The following is a 17,598-nucleotide window of genomic DNA, read 5'->3' as shown; positions in this document are numbered from 1 at the left end:
GGTGCATGCGCCTGCGGGCGGCGCTGTGCCCGGCCTCTTGTTCGAGGCCGGGCACAGCGCGGCGGGCGACGGCTAGAGCAGGCCGTCCCACATCTGCTCGAGGAGCACCGCCCACCAGGTCTCCGGGGTGGACAGGGCGGCCGGGTCGAGAGAGGCGAGCTGAGCCTGGAAGTCGACGGTCCAGCGGCCCGCCTGCTCCGGGGTCAGCCCGTAGCGCAGGCGCCACATGCGGCCCAGGAGTGCCAGGCAGCGCACGAACTCCGGCAGGCCGGAGTTGACGAACTGCGGTGTCACAGCCTGGCCGCCAGGGCCTGCCTCGACGGGTACCGCGACGATGTTCGCCGTGCCGTACTGGACGCAGAGCTGGCGTCCGAAGTCGTTGCCCATCACGAGGTACGAGCCCGCGTCCGGTGCGGGCTGCACCCCGCGCTCCGCGGCCAGTTCAGCCAGCGTGGGAACGGGGCGGCCCGGTTGGGCCTGCGCCCAGAAGAACGGGCCGATCTCCACCGGCAGGCCCGCCCACACCAGTGTCTGGGCGACCACCTCCGGCACGCCCTGGCGGGACACCGCCCGCTGGTCGAAGCGGAACAGGGCCTGAGGGGGGAAGGCCTGCGCCAGCTCGTGCGCCAGTCCCTGCGGGGGAACGGGCGGCGCGGGCTGCACCTGCTGCGGGTGCGGCAGCGGCACGCGGTTCGGCGCCGGACGTGCCGGACCGTCCGCGACCTGGTGCAGCTCGCCCTGGTGCTCGATCAGATGCCGTACGCCCTGCTGGCGGGTGGCGTGATCGCGACCGTACGGCGCCGTGTTGCTGATGCGGACCTGCGGCCAGGTCTCGCGGATCATGCGGGCGCAGTAGCCGCCCGGCAGGTCGCAGGACTCCAGCTCGGTGTGCAGTTCCAGGACCTGCTGCGGCGGTACGCCCAGGGCGCTCAGCTCGTGGAGGATCTGCCACTCCGGGTGGGGGGTGCCCGGTGCGGAGCGGCGGATGAGCTGCTGCTCGGAGCCGTCCTGGGCGCGGTAGCGCAGTACGGCCATGTAGCCGGGGCCGACCATGGGCGGCCCGGCGGGCGGCTGGGGGTAGCCGTAGGCGGCCGGTGCGCCGGGCTGTTGTGCGCCCGGGGGCATGCCGGGGGTTCCCGGGGGCTGCGCGCCGGGGGGCGGCATGCCGGGGCCGGGGGCTCCGGGGCCGGGCGGGGGCGGTGCGCCCGGGCCGCCGGCCAGCATCGTGGCGGCCGCGTGGACGCCGCCGGGTCCGGCCGGAGGCATGCCGGGCTTGCCCGGGGCGCCGGGTGCGCCGGGAGGCTGGGGTCCGGCAGGGCCGCCGGGGCCGGGTGTGCCGGGGAAGCCGGAGCCGGAGGAGTCGGCGAGCATCGTGGCGGCGGCGTGGACACCGCCGGGGCCGCTGGCGCCCGGGGTTCCGGGCGGGCCGGGTGGCGGGGGCGCGCCGGGGGTTCCGGGCGGGCCGGGGGGCGGAGGTGTGCCGGGTGCGCCGGGAGGTCCGGGTGTGCCGGGGAAGCCGGAGCCGGAGGAGTCGGCGAGCATCGTCGCCGCGGCATGGACACCGCCGGGTCCGCCGGGCCCGCCCGGTCCGGCGTCGCCCGGGTTGCGGGGGGCGCCGGGTGCGCCCGGAGTGCCGGGGCCGTCCGGGGCGGCTTCCGGCGGAAGGGCCGAGACGAGCTGGGTCGGGATGTAGCCGCCCGCCGGGGCGCCGGGTGCGCCGGGGCCGGAGGCCGGGGGTGCGCCCGCGCCGGGGGTGCCGGGTGCGCCGGGGGGCGGGGGAGTGCCGGCGCCCGCGCGGTCCGGGTTGCGGGGGGCCTTGGCGGTCGCGGCGTCCGCGATGTCGCTCGCGCCCGGTCCCGGTGACGGCGGCATGCCGGGTGCGCCAGGTGCGTTGGGGCCCTGCGACCCGTACGGGCCCTGCGGTCCGTTCGGTCCGTTCGGCGGGAGGGGCGGCTGCGGCGGCGCTCCGGGCGCACCGGCCGCCGGGGCACCCGGTCCGGCGTGGCCCGGCCCGGCCTGCCCCGGGTCGTCGACGGCGGGCGCCACGGTCGTACGCGGCAACTGGCTGCCGCCCGACATCAGCTCGGTCTTGGCGTCAGCGGGTACGCCGGGCTGCGGGGTGTCCTCGTCGTCGACGACCAGCGGCGGTGCGAACACGGTCGCGGGGAGGTCGACGGAGCGGTCGTCGTCGTCACCGGCGGTGTTGGCGTCCGCCCAGGCCGTGCCGCCGGAGGGTGTGCCGGGACCGGGACCGGGACCGGGTGCGGAGGCGGGAGTTCCGGCCGTGGGCTCGTACGACGACGGTGCCGGACCGTCGCTCTGCGCGCCCGGTCCCGGCCAGGATGCCCCGGCCGCGGGTGCGCCGGAACCCGAACCGGGCGCCGAACCGGTCGGACCGGCCGGGGCCGCAGCACCGGCAGCCGGGGCCGCGGAACCTTCGGAACCGGCCGCACCCGTACCGCCCGGACCGCCTGAACTGGCAGGCCCCGTACCGCCCGTACCGGCAGGCTCCGGACGGCGCGTGGCGTCCGCGCCACCCGTTGCGCCCGGACCCGTGCGGGCCGAACCCGTCCCCGTCGTCGTCCCCGACGACCGCCGGTCCGGGATGCCGATCTGGTCCGCCGCCTCCTGCAGCCACTCCGGTGGCGTCAGCAGGAACGACGTGGCCTCCAGGTCGATCCGCTGGGGCGGCACGTCGGCCGCCGCCCCTGCGCCGTCGGCCGGTGCGCCGTACTCCTCCTCGTACCGGCGGATGATCTCGCCCACCGGGAGTCCGGGCCACAGCGTCGCCTCACCGCTGTCGCGGGCGATGACCAGCCTGGCCCGGCCGCCGTCCGTCGTGGGCCGGTCCGCGTGGTCCTCGGCCCACACGACGAAGCCGAGGTCGAACTCGCGGACCTGTACGTCGCGGTGCTGGTACGGCGGTACCTCGCCGTTGACCCAGCGCTCCGCGCGCTCCTGTGCCTGCGCGAAGGTCACCATCGCGCCTCACCCCTCCATCGGGACGGCGTACGCGAAGCCGCCGTCCACCATCAGGTTCGCCACGGTCTCCAGCTCCGGCGGGTTGCCCGCCAGGCGCTGCAGGAAGTCGTCGAAGTCGTCGCCGCACGGCAGCAGCAACTGCCCGGCGCGCTCCTGGACCGTGGTGCCGTCGCGGTCGCGTGCGTCGTCGTACGCGCAGAACCACACCGATCCGAGCGCCTGCCCCCGTACCTTCACCGCGAGGACGCCGCCCTGGACGAAGGCGATGCCCAGGAAGTCCTTGGTGAAGTGGTCGCGGAGGCACTTGTTGATGTAGACGAGGTCGTTGACGGCGGCCTCGTCGCGCACCGTGAAGAACGGCTGGTCGACCAGGAGTCCGAGTTCGGCGTCGAGGGCGACGCCGACCGGGGCGCAGCCGCCCGCCGCCTTGAGGAACGCGCGGTACGCGCCGGGGAGGCGGTAGCCGAGGTCCTCCTCGACGCCGAGGACCTGGTCCTCGGTGACCGCGAGGTCCCTGCTGGGCAGGCCGAAGTGGACGGGTCGGGTCTCCTGGAGGGGGCGGGTGCCGCGCTTGTTCTGGTCGACGGCGGCGGTCGCCAGGCCGCCGTGGTGCCGCAGGAGCGCCTTGACCTCGACGGGGACGAGTTCGACGCGGCGGGTGCCGGGGACGTGGTGCCATGTCCAGCCGTGCGGGGTGGCCACCGGGGGCAGGCTGGCCCACAGCTCGTGTCCGGCGGCGTGCAGGGCGGCGTTGGCGGACACGTAGTCGGTCAGGCGTAGTTCGTCGACGCCGAACCCCTCGGGGGGATCGGCGATTTCGGCCGCCGCGCGGGCATACGCGGAGAAGTCCGGCAGTCCGTGGTCGTCCACCCGTACGCCTCTGGGGTGGCGGGCGGCCCGGACCGGGTCCGGGAAGTTCACGACCTGCCCGGCGTAGGCCGAGTTCGGTGGCGCGGCGTGCCCGAGCCGACCTGTCGTCATGGCTGTTGCCCCCTGCTGCGTCCGGCTATTGGCGCACAGCCTATGCAATGGCGGCGCAAGGGGTCTCTTCCCGGTGGGACGCCGGGCAGGGGATGGCCCTGCCCTGGCACGCGGCGCGAAAGCCGTCAGTTGCGGCAGCCGTTAGTTGTCAGTCGTTAGTTGTCAGTCGTTAGTTGCCAGCCGTCAGCCGTCAGCCGTCAGCCGTCAGCCGCCGCCGTGAGCTTCTCGTGCTGCTCGGCGGCGACGCTCTCCTCGACGGGGGCGGCCTTCCCGGCCATGGGGATGGACAGATAGGTGGCGGTGTTCGCTCCGCTGCGGACGACGGTGACGACGACCTCCCCGCCGTTCTTCCCCTCTCCGCCGCCGTCCTCGCGCAGGGAGAAGGTGACGGACTCGTCCCCGGCGTCGGCCCCTTCGGCGTCGCCGACCGTGAACCGGGTCGTGCCGCCGCCGTTCCGGGTGCCCTTGAAGGAGTCGCAGGCGCCGGTCGCCTTCTCCAGTTCACCGAGCCACGCGCGCGCCTCGCCGTCCGCCCAGGAGGAGAGCTGCAGCGCCTGGAAGGTCCCGCTCCCGCCGAACGTCGCTTTGGCGAGCGTGGCGTTGACGCTCGCGGTCCGCCGGTGCGCGGGCTTCGACGCGATGGCGTCCGCGATGGCGCGGCACTCCTTGCGGTCGACCTCGGCGGGGTCCTCGGCGGTGATGCCGCCGGACTTGGTGCGCTCCACCTCGTAGCCGGAGATGTCGCCCTTGGTCAGGAGTGCGGATGTCAATTCCGCTTTCGTCAGGGCCCGTACGCCCTTGTCCTCTTCCGTATTGCTGTTCTGGGAATCGCCGGAGCCGGCGCCGTCCTTGCCCTTCCCGGCCGCCGACCGGTCGTCCGACGCGCTGTTCCCGCTGTCGCCGGTGCACGCCACCGCTGACAGCGCGAAGACCGGTACGGCGAGGAGACAGGCGAGAACGCGCCGTCCGCGGGCGGGTTCACGGCGGTCACGGGCACGGTGGGGCGGCCGGGTACGCATGTCCGGCACCTTCCCGCCTCGGGGTCCCGCCCGCAACCCCCCGGTAGGAGAACGGCGCGCTGGAGCGCGTCCGCGACTTCCCCATCTGCCAGCAGATTTGGCAGGCTGTCCCCGCAACTCGGGGGATTGCACGGGAGGGAAGAGCGCCACCATGAACGCCGCACCAGAGATCGACGCCGCTGACGCGTCCGGCGCAGCTGCGCAACGGCCGGGGGATCCCCGGCTGAGCTGGAGCGTCACGGATGGCGCCGGTGGCCCGCCCGTGCTCCGTCACCGCCGTGACGGAATCCTGCCGGCCGTGGCGGCCGCGCTGTCCGTGCGCGGAGCGACGCTCACGGCGACGGCCAGCAAGGGCGACCAGCCGCCTGCCCTGCATCCGCTCGTGCAGGACTTCCTCGACATGCTCGGCACCGACCGGCGGGAACGCCACACGGGCCGCTGCCCCGAGGCCGTCCTCCTCTCGCGTTTCCTCTCGGAGGCGGAGGGGGCGCGCAGCAAGCGCGCCTCGCGGAAGCCGCTCACGCAGAGCGAGGCGCGCAAGGCGCTGAAGCAGGCGAAGCTCACCGCGCGGCACATCCGTGAGGACGGCGATCCGCAGCACGGTGCGTACGCCCCGCCCTGCCGCTCGTGCTCGCCGCTGCTGGCCCACTTCGGTGTGCGCGCGGTCGATCCGGCCACGGCCGGGGGCTGATGTGCGCGCATTCGACCGGACCGCCGCCACGCGCTTCTCCGTCGCCGTCGACGCGGCGTTGCGCGAGGCGGGATGGCAGCCGGGCCGCTGGGACATCCGGCAGGCCGAGATCTGGGCGGACGCGCTCCGCGCCCACGTCTCGCCCGCGGGGCACGAGCACACCGTCTTCCCCGCGGCCGTCGAGGCGTGGGCGGAGTTCGGCGGACTGTACGTCTCGGGGGCGGGGCCGGGCCGGCACATCGCGCCCACGCCGCTGGTGGTGGACCCGATGCGGGGGCTGCACATGGCCCGCACGCTCGCCGATCTGGGGCGGGCGCTGGAGGCCGAGGTGTGTCCGCTGGGTGCGGAGACCGGGGGTGCGGGAGCGGTGCTGGCGATCGATGCCGAGGGCCGGGTCTACAGCCTCGACCACACCGGGGACTGGTTCCTGGGGCAGGACATCGACACGGCGCTCGCCACCCTGATCACGGGCACCCGCCCGGCCCGCCTCTCGACGGGCGGCTGACCGGCCCGGCCGCGTTCGTATCGGGCCCTGACCGGCCCGACCGCGTTCGTACGGGCCCTGACCGGACCGACCGCGTCCGTGCGGCCCCTGCGGACCGGCCGTGGTCGTACGAGCTGTGGCCGGACCGGCCGCCTCGTACAGGCCGTGGTGGGACCCGCCGGCGTCAGACCGGCCGCAGCGCGTCCGGCGCTCGGTCCGGGAGCACCGCCGAGACGCGGAAGCCACCCGCGTCCGTCGGCCCGGACACGAAGCCGCCGCCGAGAGCCGTGACCCGCTCCCGCATGCCGACCAGCCCGTTGCCGCCGCTGGGAAGGCGGGCGCCGGCCACGCCCTCGGCCGGGGGCCCGTTCTCCACCAGGACCGCCACCTCGGCCTCCCGGTGGGCGAGCCGGACCTGTGCCTTGGCGCCCGCGGCGTGCTTGTGGACGTTGGTGAGCGCTTCCTGGACGACGCGGTAGGCGGTCTGCTCGACCTGGGGGGTGTAGGTGCGCCGGTCGCCCTCGACCGACAGCTCGACCGTCATGCCCGCCGCCCGTGACTGCCCGATGAGGGCTTCCAGCTCGCCCAGCGAGGGCCCGTCCGTCTCCGGCGCGGCCGCGGGCACGGGCACGGCCGTCATCGTGAAACCGTCCGTGCCCGCGGTCCCGTCTCCGTCCACCTCGGTGCCCCCGTGCCCGGTGGCGAACTCCGCGAGCCGTGCCGGTACGGCGAGCCGGTCCTCGGTGCGCAGGACGCCGAGCATCTCGCGCAGCTCGTTGAGCGCCTGCCGCCCCATGTCCCCGACGAGAGCGGCGTTGCGCACGGCGCGCTCCGGGTCTTTCTGGGCCACGGCCTGCAGGGCGGCGGCGTGGACGACCATGAGCGATACGCGGTGGGCGACCACGTCGTGCATCTCCCGCGCGATCCGCGTGCGCTCCTCGTTGCGGGCCCACTCCGCGCGCTCCTCGGCGCGCTCGGCGAGGAGGGAGAGTTCGCGTTCGAGACCGTCGGCCCGTTCGCGCAGGCTCTCCACGAGGCGGCGGCGCGCGCCCACGTACAGGCCGAGCAGCAGGGACGGCGCGGCCAGGCCGATGGCCATGAGGGAGGAGACGAGGGTGGTGACCCAGAACGGCGGGCTGTAGCCGTCGCTCCGCATGTCCTGGTGGAAGCTGATGAAGGTGATCAGCAGGGTCCCGGCCATGGACATGCCGGCCAGGATGACGGTGATGCGGCGCGGTACGTCGGAAGCGGCGAGGGTGTAGAGGCCCACCACGCCGAGCAGGAAGCCCATTTCGGCCGGGGTCACCGCGATCGAGACCAGGACGACCGCTATCGGCCAGCGCCGCCGCAGGACGAGGGCCGATCCGGCCACCAGGCCGAGCGCCACCCCGGCGCCCACCGGCACGTCCGCCTCGCGCGCGAAGGGGACGCCCTCGACCGCGCACTCGATGGCGGAGGCGACGGCGAGGACGACGTCGAACACCATGCTGCGCCGTCTCGCCCACCACCACGGGCCGGTCGGCGCACCACGCGCCCCGGCCTCCTTGACTGCCCCCGTTGTGGTCATACCGACCAGCGTACGGGCGGCGCACGCGCATTTTCCGCCGGGTTTCCCCGCCTCTTGGCGCGGTCGCGTGCGGAGTGTCGCGTTATGCGGTATTCGCTCTGATCCAGAAAGATGTGCGCCGCAGAACACGCCATGACCACCATGACGGATAAAAGGGGCTTGAGGATGAGTGCGTCCGTGTCATCGCAGGGCTTCACGACGGTTCGGGGCCGCGAGCGGGGCTACCGGCCCGAGCAGGTCGACCGCATCGTGGGCGGGCTGTCGGCGTCCCGCGACGAGACCTGGGAGCGCGCGGCGCGCCTCACCGTCCTCGTCAAGGAGATGGAGGAAGAGGCCCGTCACCTGCGGGAGACGGCGGCGTCGATGCCGCCGCAGACGTACGAGGGGCTGGGCACGCGGGCCCAGGAGTTGCTGTCCCTGGCCGACTCCGAGGCGGTGGACCTGCGGGACGCGGCCGAAGCGGCGGCGCACGAGGTGCGCGAGGAGGCGGACGCGCTCGCCCGGGTCGTACGGGACGACGCGCGCGGTGCGGCGACGGCGGTACGGGGGGACGCGGACGCGTGGGCTGAGCGGTGCCGGGTCGTGGCCCAGCAGGTCGCCGACGAGATGCGGTCGACGGCGCGGCGCGATGCCAAGGAACTGCGCACGGACGCGGTCGCGGCCCTGAAGGAGATGCAGGCGCGGTGCGGTGATCTCCTCGCCGACCAGGAGAAGGAACAGGCGGCCCGCTGGGACGAGGCGGGGCGCGAACTGGCCGAGCAGGAGGCCGGGTTCGACGCCCGTGTCGAGGAGCTGGTGGAGCGGGCGGAGGCCGGGCTGGCGGCGGCGCAGCGGCGGTTCGCGGAGGTCGACCAGGCGGCGCGGTACGGGCAGGAGGCGGCGGAGGCCCAGGCCGCGGACCTGCTGGCGCGGGCGCGCTCCTGGGAGGAGCGGGTCGTGGAGGAGACCGAGGACGTGCTGCGGCAGCACGAGGAGCGGCGCGACGAGGTGCGCCGGCATCTGGAGCACGTCCGGGGGAGCCTGGCGGCGCTGTCGGCCCGCGTTCCGGAGGGGAACACCAAGGGCGGCAAGGCGAGTGGGGGAGAGGTGGCGGAGACCGGATCGGTGCCGGGGCAGTCGGCGAGCACGGAGGACTGAGGCGGCGGCCCCGCTGTCGGGAGGCGCCCCCCCCTGCTGCCCGTAGCCCGCTTCCCCTCGTGCCGGCACCGGCTTGCGCGGCCGGTGTTGACGGGCACGTCACGGCGATGCGGCCCGGTGGCGGGCGCGGCGCGGGCCGCGCCCGTCCGCGTCTACGCGCCCCCGCCCGCCTCCGCGCGCTCCGGGGCGGTGTCCGCGCCGTCCGGTCCGGACTCGCTGTCGGGCAGGACGGGGAAGCGGCGCGGGGCCAGCAGCAGGAGCACCAGGAAGGCGAGTGCCGCGGCGGCCGCCGCCCCCACGTACACGTGGTCGACGGCCGCGTCGACCGCCCGCCGCAGATAGTCCGCCGCGGTGTCCGAGAGCGTCCCGGGGTGCTCGAGGGCGTGCGAGACCGAGTCGAGGCTGTCCGGCAGGTCCCGCCGGATCGCGGCGGGCGCCTCCGCCAGGCGCCCGGCGAGGGTCGCGTTGGCGACCGCCCCGAACAGGGCCGCGCCCACGCTCTGCCCGATCTGCCGGTTGAACAGCACGGACGCCGTGGCCGTACCGCGCTCGGCCCACCCCACCGAGGACTGGACGCCGATGATCAGCGGGAGCTGGAAGATGCCGAGCGCGCCCCCGAGCAGCAGCATGATCAGCGCGGGCATCCACGGCTCGCCGGGGTACGGGAGCAGGGGGAAGGCCGCCAGGATCAGCGCGGCGAGGCCGATGCCGATCAGCGCGCTCTGCCGGAACCCGACGCGGTTGTAGACGTGGCTGCTCAGCGCGGCCGACACCGGCCAGCTCAGGGTCATGACGGAGAGTACGAACCCGGCGGCGATGGGGCCGAGTCCGAGGACGGACTGGGCGTAGGTCGGCAGGAAGACGGTCGGGGCGACCATGAGCAGGCCGAGCGCGCCGAGAGCGAGGTTGACGGCCGCGATCGTCCGGCGTTTCCACACCCAGCTCGGAATGATCGGCTCGGCCGTCCGGCGCTCGATGACGACGGTCGCCACGGCGCACAACGCCCCTGCCCCGAACAGCCCGAGCGAGGGCGCCGACAGCCAGGGCCAGGCCACGCCGCCCTGAACCAGCGCGGTCAGCAGCAGTCCGCCGCAGGCGAACACGGCCAGCGCCCCGGCCCAGTCGACGCGGGGCACGCGGCGGGGCCGCCCTCCCGCTCGCTCGTCCGAAGGCAGCGGGGGACGCGCCGGTACGGTCTCGCGGAGGTGACGCCGGATCAGCCACAGGGCGACGGCGCCGACCGGCAGGTTGATGAGGAAGATCCAGCGCCAGTGGGCGTACGCGACGAGCAGCCCGCCGACGGCCGGTCCGGCGACGGCCGACACGGCCCACACCGTGGACAGCTTGGCCTGGATCTTCGGCCGGTCCTTCAGCGGGTACAGGTCGGCGGCGATCGTCTGGACGGTCCCCTGGATCGCGCCTCCGCCCAGCCCTTGGACGACACGGAAGGCGATGAGGCCCCCCATGCTCCAGGCCCCCGCGCACAGCAGGGAGCCGAGGAGGAAGAGGACGATGCCGCAGACGAGGACGGGCTTGCGGCCGAAGGTGTCGGACAGCTTGCCGTAGACGGGGAGGCTGACGGTCACCGCGAGCAGATAGCCGGAGAAGAGCCAGGAGAAGACGGAGAAGCCGCCGAGGTCGCCGACGATCTGCGGGACGGCGGTCGACACGATCGTGCTGTCCAGCGCGGCCAGCGCCATACCGAGCATGAGGGCCGCGGCGACGGGACCCCGGCGGTCGGTGGGGACGGGGGCGGGGGCCGCCCCTGATGCCGCGCCGTGGTCCGTGCGTCTCGCGGTGCCGCTCACCGTGCCCCTCCTCAAGGTCCGTGTGCAGGACGTCAGGTCCGTGTACGACGTACGGCGTCCTGAAGGTCCGCGTAGCCACCGGTTCCGCGTGGGCCGCCGGTTCCGCGTACGCCGCCCGTCCGCGCAGACCGCCGGTCCGCGTACGGAGCCGGTCGAGCGTACGTCCTCAGGTCCGTGTAAGACGCACCCTTCCATGCGGCGCCCGGCAACGGAAACAGGGGCTACGGCCCGACCCCCACGGGAGAGAACCCTCCGCCCGAGCCCCGGACCCCCTATGCGGCCCGGCCGCTGCCCCGGACCCGCATAGGGGCGGATCCGGGCTTGACCCTCCGGTTACGTGAGGGTGCAGGCTCGATGCGTACGCCCGGCTCGGCCGAGGGACGGACGACCCCTAGGGGAAGCTCGTCCTTGCGGGCAGCCGGGGTTCGTCCTGCTGGAGGAGGAGGGGATCAACGTGCCGCCCCTAGCCTTCTCGTAGGCCCCGAAAGGGGGCCGCGGGACTCCGGGGAGTGGGGCCAGTTCCCGGAGTCCCGCGGCGAAGGGGTAGGGAAAACCCCCTCCCGGGACGGCGCTGCGCACCCGTGCGCGGCACCGCCGCCCGCCAGCAGACTCGGGCCCGCACCGGATGGGGATCCGATACCCCTCCCGCAGACACTGAGGAGAGACACCGTGACTTCGGCTGTGACCATTCCCAAGACCGGGGGCAGTGGAGGGCGTACGGCCGTTGCCGCACGAGCGCGTCAGGTCCTGAAGGCCTACGGGGCGGGCGAGACGCGCGTCGTCGCCCTGGACCATGTCGATGTGGACATCGCCCGCGGGCAGTTCACCGCGATCATGGGCCCGTCGGGCTCCGGCAAGTCCACGCTCATGCACTGCCTGGCCGGCCTCGACACCGTGACCTCGGGCCAGATCTTCGTCGACGACACCGAGATCACGAAGCTCAAGGACAAGAAGCTCACGCGGCTGCGCCGGGACCGTATCGGCTTCATCTTCCAGGCGTTCAACCTGCTGCCGACGCTGAACGCGCTGGAGAACATCACGCTGCCCATGGACATCGCGGGCCGCAAGCCCGACCGCGAGTGGCTGGACCGCGTCGTGTCGACGGTGGGCCTGGCGGACCGCCTCAAGCACCGGCCGACCGAGCTGTCCGGCGGCCAGCAGCAGCGCGTCGCCGTGGCCCGCGCCCTCGCCTCCCGCCCCGAGATCATCTTCGGCGACGAGCCGACCGGGAACCTGGACTCGCGCGCGGGCGCGGAGGTCCTCGGCTTCCTGCGGCGCTCGGTCGACGAACTGGGCCAGACCATCGTCACCGTCACCCACGACCCGGTCGCCGCCGCGTACGCGGACCGGGTCGTGTACCTGGCCGACGGGCGGATCGTGGACGAGATGTACAACCCGACCGCCGAGCAGGTCCTGGACCGGATGAAGAACTTCGACGCCCGCGGGAGGGTGTCGTGACGGTCGTCAGAACGTCGCTGCGCAACTTCCTTGCGCACAAGGGGCGGATGGCGCTCTCCGCCATCGCCGTCCTGCTGTCGGTGGCCTTCGTGAGCGGCACGCTGGTCTTCTCCGACACCATGAACACCACCTTCGACAAGCTCTTCGCCACCACCTCAGCCGACGTCACCGTCGGCCCCAAGGGCCAGAAGGACGGCGGTGAGGCGCCGAGCACCGGCCGCCCCGAGTCGTTGCCCGCCCGGACGCTGGACGAGGTCAAGAAGGCGAAGGGCGTGAAGACCGTCGAGGGCGCCGTCACCAGCATGAGCGTGACGGTCGTCAACTCCGACAACAAGAACATGGGCTCCAGCACCGGCGCCCCGACCATCGCGGCCAACTGGACCGGCAACGAACTGCGCGCCATGGAGATCTCGGAGGGCCACCGCCCGCGCGGTCCCACCCAGGTCATGGTCGACGCGGACACCGCCGAGAAGCACCATCTGAAGCTCGGCGACGAACTGCGCACCATCGCCGTCACCGGCGACTTCCGGGCGAAGATCGTCGGCATCGCGGCGTTCAAGGTCACCAACCCCGGTGCCGCGGTGGTCTACTTCGACACGAAGACCGCGCAGCGCAAGCTGCTCGGCGGCAAGGACGTCTACACCTCCGTCTCCGTCACCGCCGCCCCCGGCGTCAGCGACGGACAGCTCAAGAAGAACGTCGCGGCCGAACTCGGCGCCGGGTACAAGGTGCAGACGGCGAAGGAGGCCGCGGACTCCAGCCGCGAGGGCATCGGCAGCTTCCTCGACGTGATGAAGTACGCGATGCTCGGCTTCGCCGGAGTCGCCTTCCTCGTCGGCATCTTCCTCATCATCAACACGTTCTCGATGCTGGTCGCCCAGCGCACCCGCGAGATCGGCCTGATGCGCGCCATCGGGGCGGGTCGGCGGCAGGTCAACCGCTCGGTGCTGATCGAGGCGCTGCTGCTCGGCTTCGTCGGCTCCATCGCCGGCGTCGGCGCGGGCGTGGGACTCGCGGTCGGCCTCATGAAGCTCATGGGCTTCCTGGGGATGCACCTGTCCACGGCGGATCTGACGGTCAAGTGGACCACCCCCGTGGTGGGCGTCAGCCTCGGCGTCGTCGTCACCGTCCTCGCGGCCTACCTGCCCGCGCGGCGCGCCGGCAAGGTCTCCCCGATGGCCGCGCTGCGCGACGTCGGGACTCCGGCGGACCGGAAGACGGGCTGGGTCCGCGCCGTCCTGGGCACGGTGCTCACCGCCGCGGGCGGCGCCGGCCTCTGGGCCGCGGCCCAGGCCGACAAGGCGGCCGAGGGCTCGCTGCTCCTCGGCCTCGGTGTCGTCCTCACGCTCATCGGCTTCGTCGTCATCGGCCCGGTGCTCGCGGGCTTCGTGGTCCGTGTCATCAGCGCGGTCGTGCTGCGGATGTTCGGCCCCGTGGGGCGGATGGCGGAGCGCAACGCCCTGCGCAACCCACGGCGCACGGGGGCCACCGGCGCGGCGCTGATGATCGGCCTCGCGCTGGTCGCGGGTCTCTCCGTGGTCGGCTCCTCGATGGTGGCCTCCGCCACCGACCAGCTCGACAAGTCGGTCGGCGCGGACTTCATCGTCCAGTCCGACACCGGCCAGCCGATCCAGCCGCAGGCGGCCAAGGCCCTGCGGACCGCCACCGGGGTCGACCACGTCACCGAGTACAAGCAGCTCGAGACGCGGATCACCACCCCGGACGGCGAGTCCGGTGACGCGGGCGTGGTCGCGGCCGACCCGACGTACGCGCAGGACCTGCGGCGGGAGACGGTCTCGGGCGAACTGCCCGCGGCCTACGGCAGGAACGCCATGTCGGTCGGCGACACGTACGCCAAGAAGCACGACATCAAGGTCGGCGACCGGCTGAAGGTGGCGTTCCAGGGCGGTGAGACGGCCCGGCTGAAGGTCGCGGCGATCACCTCCGACGACTCCTCGGTCGACAAGGGCGTCAACTACACCAGCATCGCCACGGCAGCCCGGTATCTGCCCGAGGACCGGATGCCGCTGAACACGATCATGTTCGCGAAGGCGGAGGCCGGCAAGGAGAAGGCCGCGTACACCGCGCTCAAGGACTCCATGAAGGAGTACCCGCAGTACACGGTCCGCGACCAGACCGACTACAAGAAGCAGTTGAAGGAACAGGTCGGCCAACTGCTCAACATCGTCTACGGCCTGCTGGCCCTGGCGATCATCGTGGCGGTCCTCGGCGTGGTGAACACCCTCGCGCTCTCGGTCGTCGAACGCACCCGTGAGATCGGCCTGATGCGCGCCATCGGCCTCTCCCGCCGCCAGCTCCGGCGCATGATCCGCCTGGAGTCCGTGGTCATCGCCCTCTTCGGCGCGCTCCTGGGCCTCGGCCTGGGCATGGGCTGGGGCGCCAGCGCCCAGAAGCTCCTGGCCCTCCAGGGCCTGGAGGTCCTGGACATCCCGTGGCCGACGATCGTCACGGTCTTCATCGCCTCGGCGTTCGTGGGCCTGATCGCCGCCCTGATCCCGGCGTTCCGGGCGGGACGGATGAACGTGCTGACCGCGATCGCGACGGAGTGACGGGCGCGCCGACGCGTCGGCGCGCGCTATGAGGAGCCCCCGGGACCGCTCGAACGGAGCGGGACCGGGGGCTCCTGCCGTGCCGGTCGGACGCTCGAAGCCGTTTCCGCCCGGCCTTCAAGATCTCCGCTCGCGGGAGCGGGACCGGGCTCGTTGCCACGTCCGCCACAAGCCCGTACGGCAACGGCGCCGCCCCAGCCGATGGGTTGACCAGCAGTGAAGGCGAAACTCTCCCAATTGGCTACGGATTGTGTTGACATGATCGCCGGACTGTCAGGTGAGTCCAGTAGCGTTTCGTCGTCGTGGCAGCCGGGAGACCCCGTCTCGGAGCGAGGTGCCGACCAGCGCCGGCCTCGAACATGCGTTGAGCAACGATGACGATGGTGGGAGAGCAGTGGCGGATCGATTGGCCGTCGACGGCGACGAACTCGCGCACTTCATGAAGATGTTGAAGAAGTCGACCGATTCGCTGAAGGGCCTGCGCAAGGCGCTGAACGATGCCACGGTGACCGGCCTCGGCACCGATGACCTCGACTCGGCGTGCGAGGAGTTCCAGAACGACTGGAAGTATGGCGCTGAGCAGATCGGTGAACAGACGGAAGACCTCACAAAGATCGTGAAGGAAAGCAAGGACAGCTACCGCGAAGTCGACAAAGCGTTGGAAGAGGCGCTGAAGAAGGACAAGAGCGGCGACGGCAGGGGCAAGAAGTGAGCTACACCTCCGGCATCGAGTCGCCCCAGCCGAAGGCGCCAGTGGGTGAGAACCCACTGGAGAAGGCTTACAAACCCCAAGGGCTCCAGACCTCTCCGCGCATACCCAATCCCCACTACCCGGACCTGGGGTTCAACCCCGTACCGGGCGACTGCGACACGGTCCGCGCGCTGCGCAAGAAGCTTGAAGGCTGCGCCAAGGTGCTCAGTGAGACGCATGAAATGGTCAGCCAGCTCATGGACGGGAGCTACTGGGAAGGCGATGCCGCGGTCGCCTTCCGGGAGCAGATCGATGGCGGTCCTCTTCCCATCAACCTGAAGAATGCCGCACATTCCATTCGGAAGGCAGCAAAACAACTCAACTGCTGGCACGACGAGTTGGAAGAGTTCCAGCGTCGCGCCAAACGTCTCAACGAGGACGCGAAGGAAGCGCGAGCCGCCCTGGACGCGGCAAAGGGGCGCGCCGGCCGCGCGGGCGACGACCCGGACCTCGACAAGAAGGGCGCCCGCCAGGACGACGCGCAGAAAGCACTGAAGCGCGCCAACGGGCATGTGGACGATGCCCAGGGGGACCTCGACCGGATCCTGGCAAAGGCGCGCAAGCTTGCCCAGGAGCACGAGGACAAGGCCGGCGAACGAGCGGACCGCATCCGCGCGGCGACGGAGAAGCTCGCGCCGCACGAGCCAGGCGCTTTCAGTGAAGCGTGGGATTGGATCACGGAAAACCTGCCGGACATCCTGAGTTTCACTGCTGGGGTCCTCGGACTTGTGGCGCTCTTCGTGCTGACTGGTGGGACTGCTGCCGCAGTGCTGCTCCTGGCTGCAGCTGCTCTGAGTGCAACGTCCTTCATGATCCGAATCACAAAACCGGAGGTGCGGGCTTCATTCTGGGACGGGTTTACCAAGGGCGAGTTCGATTCTGATTTCTGGGGTAACGCCGTGAGTGTCGGAGGTGACGTTCTCGGAGCGTTGCCCGGCATCGGCGCTGTCACCAAGGGCGGCCAAGTGGCGTTGCGTGGTGTCGGATCCGGAGCAGAGGCTCTTTCGCTGGGGCAGAGGCTGACTACGATCGGCACAGAGACCATGAGTCAGGCCCGCGCCATCAGCAGCCTTGAGAACCCCCTTGTTGGCTTCGTTGTGAGCGGAGCGCGCAACGCCGAGAAAGCGGGAAGTGTCTTGGAGGTTTCATCCGCCTCATTGGGGGTGGGCACAGCGGGCTATGGTCTGGTTGCGGGCGTTGTGGACGCAGTTGACAGCGACGGGGCCAAGGACGGTGCCACAGGCGTCGACGGTGCGCGATTCGGCCTGGACAGTGGGGGCCTCGTCGAACTCGCCCGTCACATCTTCTGAATCATCGTGACCACAAGGGAGCGACACCAATGAAACCCGGCGAGTTTGCCACGGCGTGGGACCATTCCCCGACCCGATATGCCTGGTTCAGGCACATGGCCATGAATCTGTTCGGTCTCATTTGCTGGGTGGGGACAGCTATGGGTGCGTTCCTTCTGGCTCTGGCTACTCCGACGTGGACCGTCATCCTGTTCGGTCCGATCGTGCTCTACGCGGCCTATCGGACGTTCGTGCAGTGTGCCTATTTTGTCTGGGGTGCGCGTATGCAGCGCATCCTGTGCAACTACTCGTGGCAGGTTCTCCGTGATGTACCACGCGGTCTGAAAGATCATCCATCAGCGCAGAGCGACAAGGGTATGTGGTTCGAGTTCCGTAATCCCGCGAACCCGGAAGAGAAGATCCCGCTCGTCTTCATCAACCATATCCGCTCGTATTGGTGGCTCAAGCGAATTGGTGGCCCGCGCACCAAGCCTGAACTCAAAGCGCAGATTGAGCCCCTTTGGTTCGCTGGAGACCCCCGATTCTTCGGCGTCGTTGCAGCTTCTGGCCGGGACGCGGACGTTCCGAAGCGCATGCACGTTCTCTACCAGCGAGGATTTCTCGGTGGTGCCGCTGGGAATCGTGAAAACTGGGATGCGAGCCCCGATGACCTTGAACGCGCTCGTCGCTCCGGGGCGAGGATCCCCCAGCCCGGTGCCCCAGAGCCAGGCTTGGGCTGAAGGGATTCATGACCGCGCCAAGCTTCGTTATTCAGGACTCGGCCAACGACCCTCACGCCAGTATCTGGTTTGCTGTCCCTGCGGGCTTCACTGAGATACCGCTGGAAGGCATCCTCGCAGC

Annotated in this window: 13 protein-coding genes; 8 read left to right on the top strand and 5 right to left on the bottom strand. The window is 71.9% G+C overall.

The features are described 5' to 3' along the window. Positions 1–72: 72 nt before the first annotated feature. The 3 genes from ABZ822_RS00560 to ABZ822_RS00550 all read right to left on the bottom strand — a co-directional run bounded on the left by ABZ822_RS00560 (position 73) and on the right by ABZ822_RS00550 (position 4,982). Entirely contained in the window at positions 73–2,982 is a 2,910-nt protein-coding gene (locus ABZ822_RS00560) for an SUKH-4 family immunity protein (RefSeq protein WP_360845246.1), read from the bottom strand. 6 nt (positions 2,983–2,988) lie between these two features. Then, entirely contained in the window at positions 2,989–3,963 is a 975-nt protein-coding gene (locus ABZ822_RS00555; RefSeq protein WP_360845243.1) for an SMI1/KNR4 family protein, read from the bottom strand. 197 nt (positions 3,964–4,160) lie between these two features. After that, entirely contained in the window at positions 4,161–4,982 is an 822-nt protein-coding gene (locus ABZ822_RS00550) for a hypothetical protein (protein WP_360845240.1), read from the bottom strand. 151 nt (positions 4,983–5,133) lie between these two features. On the opposite strand from ABZ822_RS00550, the gene ABZ822_RS00545 reads away from it, so the two are divergent. Then, positions 5,134–5,673 carry a YwqJ-related putative deaminase gene (locus tag ABZ822_RS00545; protein WP_360845237.1) on the top strand — a complete coding sequence of 180 codons (540 nt, stop codon included), beginning with the start codon at positions 5,134–5,136 and terminating at the stop codon, positions 5,671–5,673. A 1-nt stretch (position 5,674) separates the two neighbouring features. Next, entirely contained in the window at positions 5,675–6,178 is a 504-nt protein-coding gene (locus ABZ822_RS00540; protein WP_360845234.1) for an SUKH-3 domain-containing protein, read from the top strand. Positions 6,179–6,341: 163 nt separating this feature from the next. Here the strand turns inward: ABZ822_RS00540 and ABZ822_RS00535 are convergent, their stop codons facing one another. Then, positions 6,342–7,724: a histidine kinase gene (locus ABZ822_RS00535; RefSeq protein ID WP_360845231.1), complete on the bottom strand. Its 1,383-nt coding sequence runs from the start codon at positions 7,722–7,724 to the stop codon at positions 6,342–6,344. 165 nt (positions 7,725–7,889) lie between these two features. On the opposite strand from ABZ822_RS00535, the gene ABZ822_RS00530 reads away from it, so the two are divergent. Beyond that, on the top strand, positions 7,890–8,861 hold the full coding sequence (locus tag ABZ822_RS00530; protein WP_360845228.1) for a cellulose-binding protein: 972 nt from the start codon (positions 7,890–7,892) through the stop codon (positions 8,859–8,861). A gap of 152 nt (positions 8,862–9,013) precedes the next feature. On the opposite strand, the gene ABZ822_RS00525 is transcribed toward ABZ822_RS00530, so the two are convergent. Beyond that, positions 9,014–10,570: an MDR family MFS transporter gene (locus ABZ822_RS00525; protein WP_360846883.1), complete on the bottom strand. Its 1,557-nt coding sequence runs from the start codon at positions 10,568–10,570 to the stop codon at positions 9,014–9,016. 768 nt (positions 10,571–11,338) lie between these two features. Here ABZ822_RS00525 and ABZ822_RS00520 point away from each other — a divergent pair. The 5 genes from ABZ822_RS00520 (at position 11,339) to ABZ822_RS00500 (ending at position 17,477) form a co-directional block, all read left to right on the top strand. Continuing rightward, positions 11,339–12,127: an ABC transporter ATP-binding protein gene (locus tag ABZ822_RS00520; RefSeq protein WP_360845225.1), complete on the top strand. Its 789-nt coding sequence runs from the start codon at positions 11,339–11,341 to the stop codon at positions 12,125–12,127. Then, positions 12,124–14,697 (top strand): FtsX-like permease family protein, encoded by a 2,574-nt coding sequence (locus tag ABZ822_RS00515; RefSeq protein WP_360845222.1) that lies wholly within the window; start codon positions 12,124–12,126, stop codon positions 14,695–14,697. Before ABZ822_RS00520 ends, ABZ822_RS00515 begins: the two co-directional genes overlap by 4 nt. A gap of 334 nt (positions 14,698–15,031) precedes the next feature. Then, positions 15,032–15,409, top strand: coding sequence for a hypothetical protein (locus tag ABZ822_RS00510; RefSeq protein WP_360845219.1), 378 nt, complete (start codon positions 15,032–15,034; stop codon positions 15,407–15,409). Then, positions 15,406–16,758, top strand: coding sequence for a putative T7SS-secreted protein (locus ABZ822_RS00505; protein WP_360845217.1), 1,353 nt, complete (start codon positions 15,406–15,408; stop codon positions 16,756–16,758). Before ABZ822_RS00510 ends, ABZ822_RS00505 begins: the two co-directional genes overlap by 4 nt. A 29-nt stretch (positions 16,759–16,787) precedes the next feature. Further along, positions 16,788–17,477: a hypothetical protein gene (locus ABZ822_RS00500; protein WP_360845215.1), complete on the top strand. Its 690-nt coding sequence runs from the start codon at positions 16,788–16,790 to the stop codon at positions 17,475–17,477. The last annotated feature ends 121 nt before the right edge of the window (positions 17,478–17,598 follow it).

The organism is Streptomyces sp. NPDC047108, from assembly GCF_040643575.1.
Lineage (GTDB): Bacteria > Actinomycetota > Actinomycetes > Streptomycetales > Streptomycetaceae > Streptomyces.
Note: the sequence above shows the minus strand (reverse complement) of the source record. Positions and strands in the feature narration are given on the sequence as shown.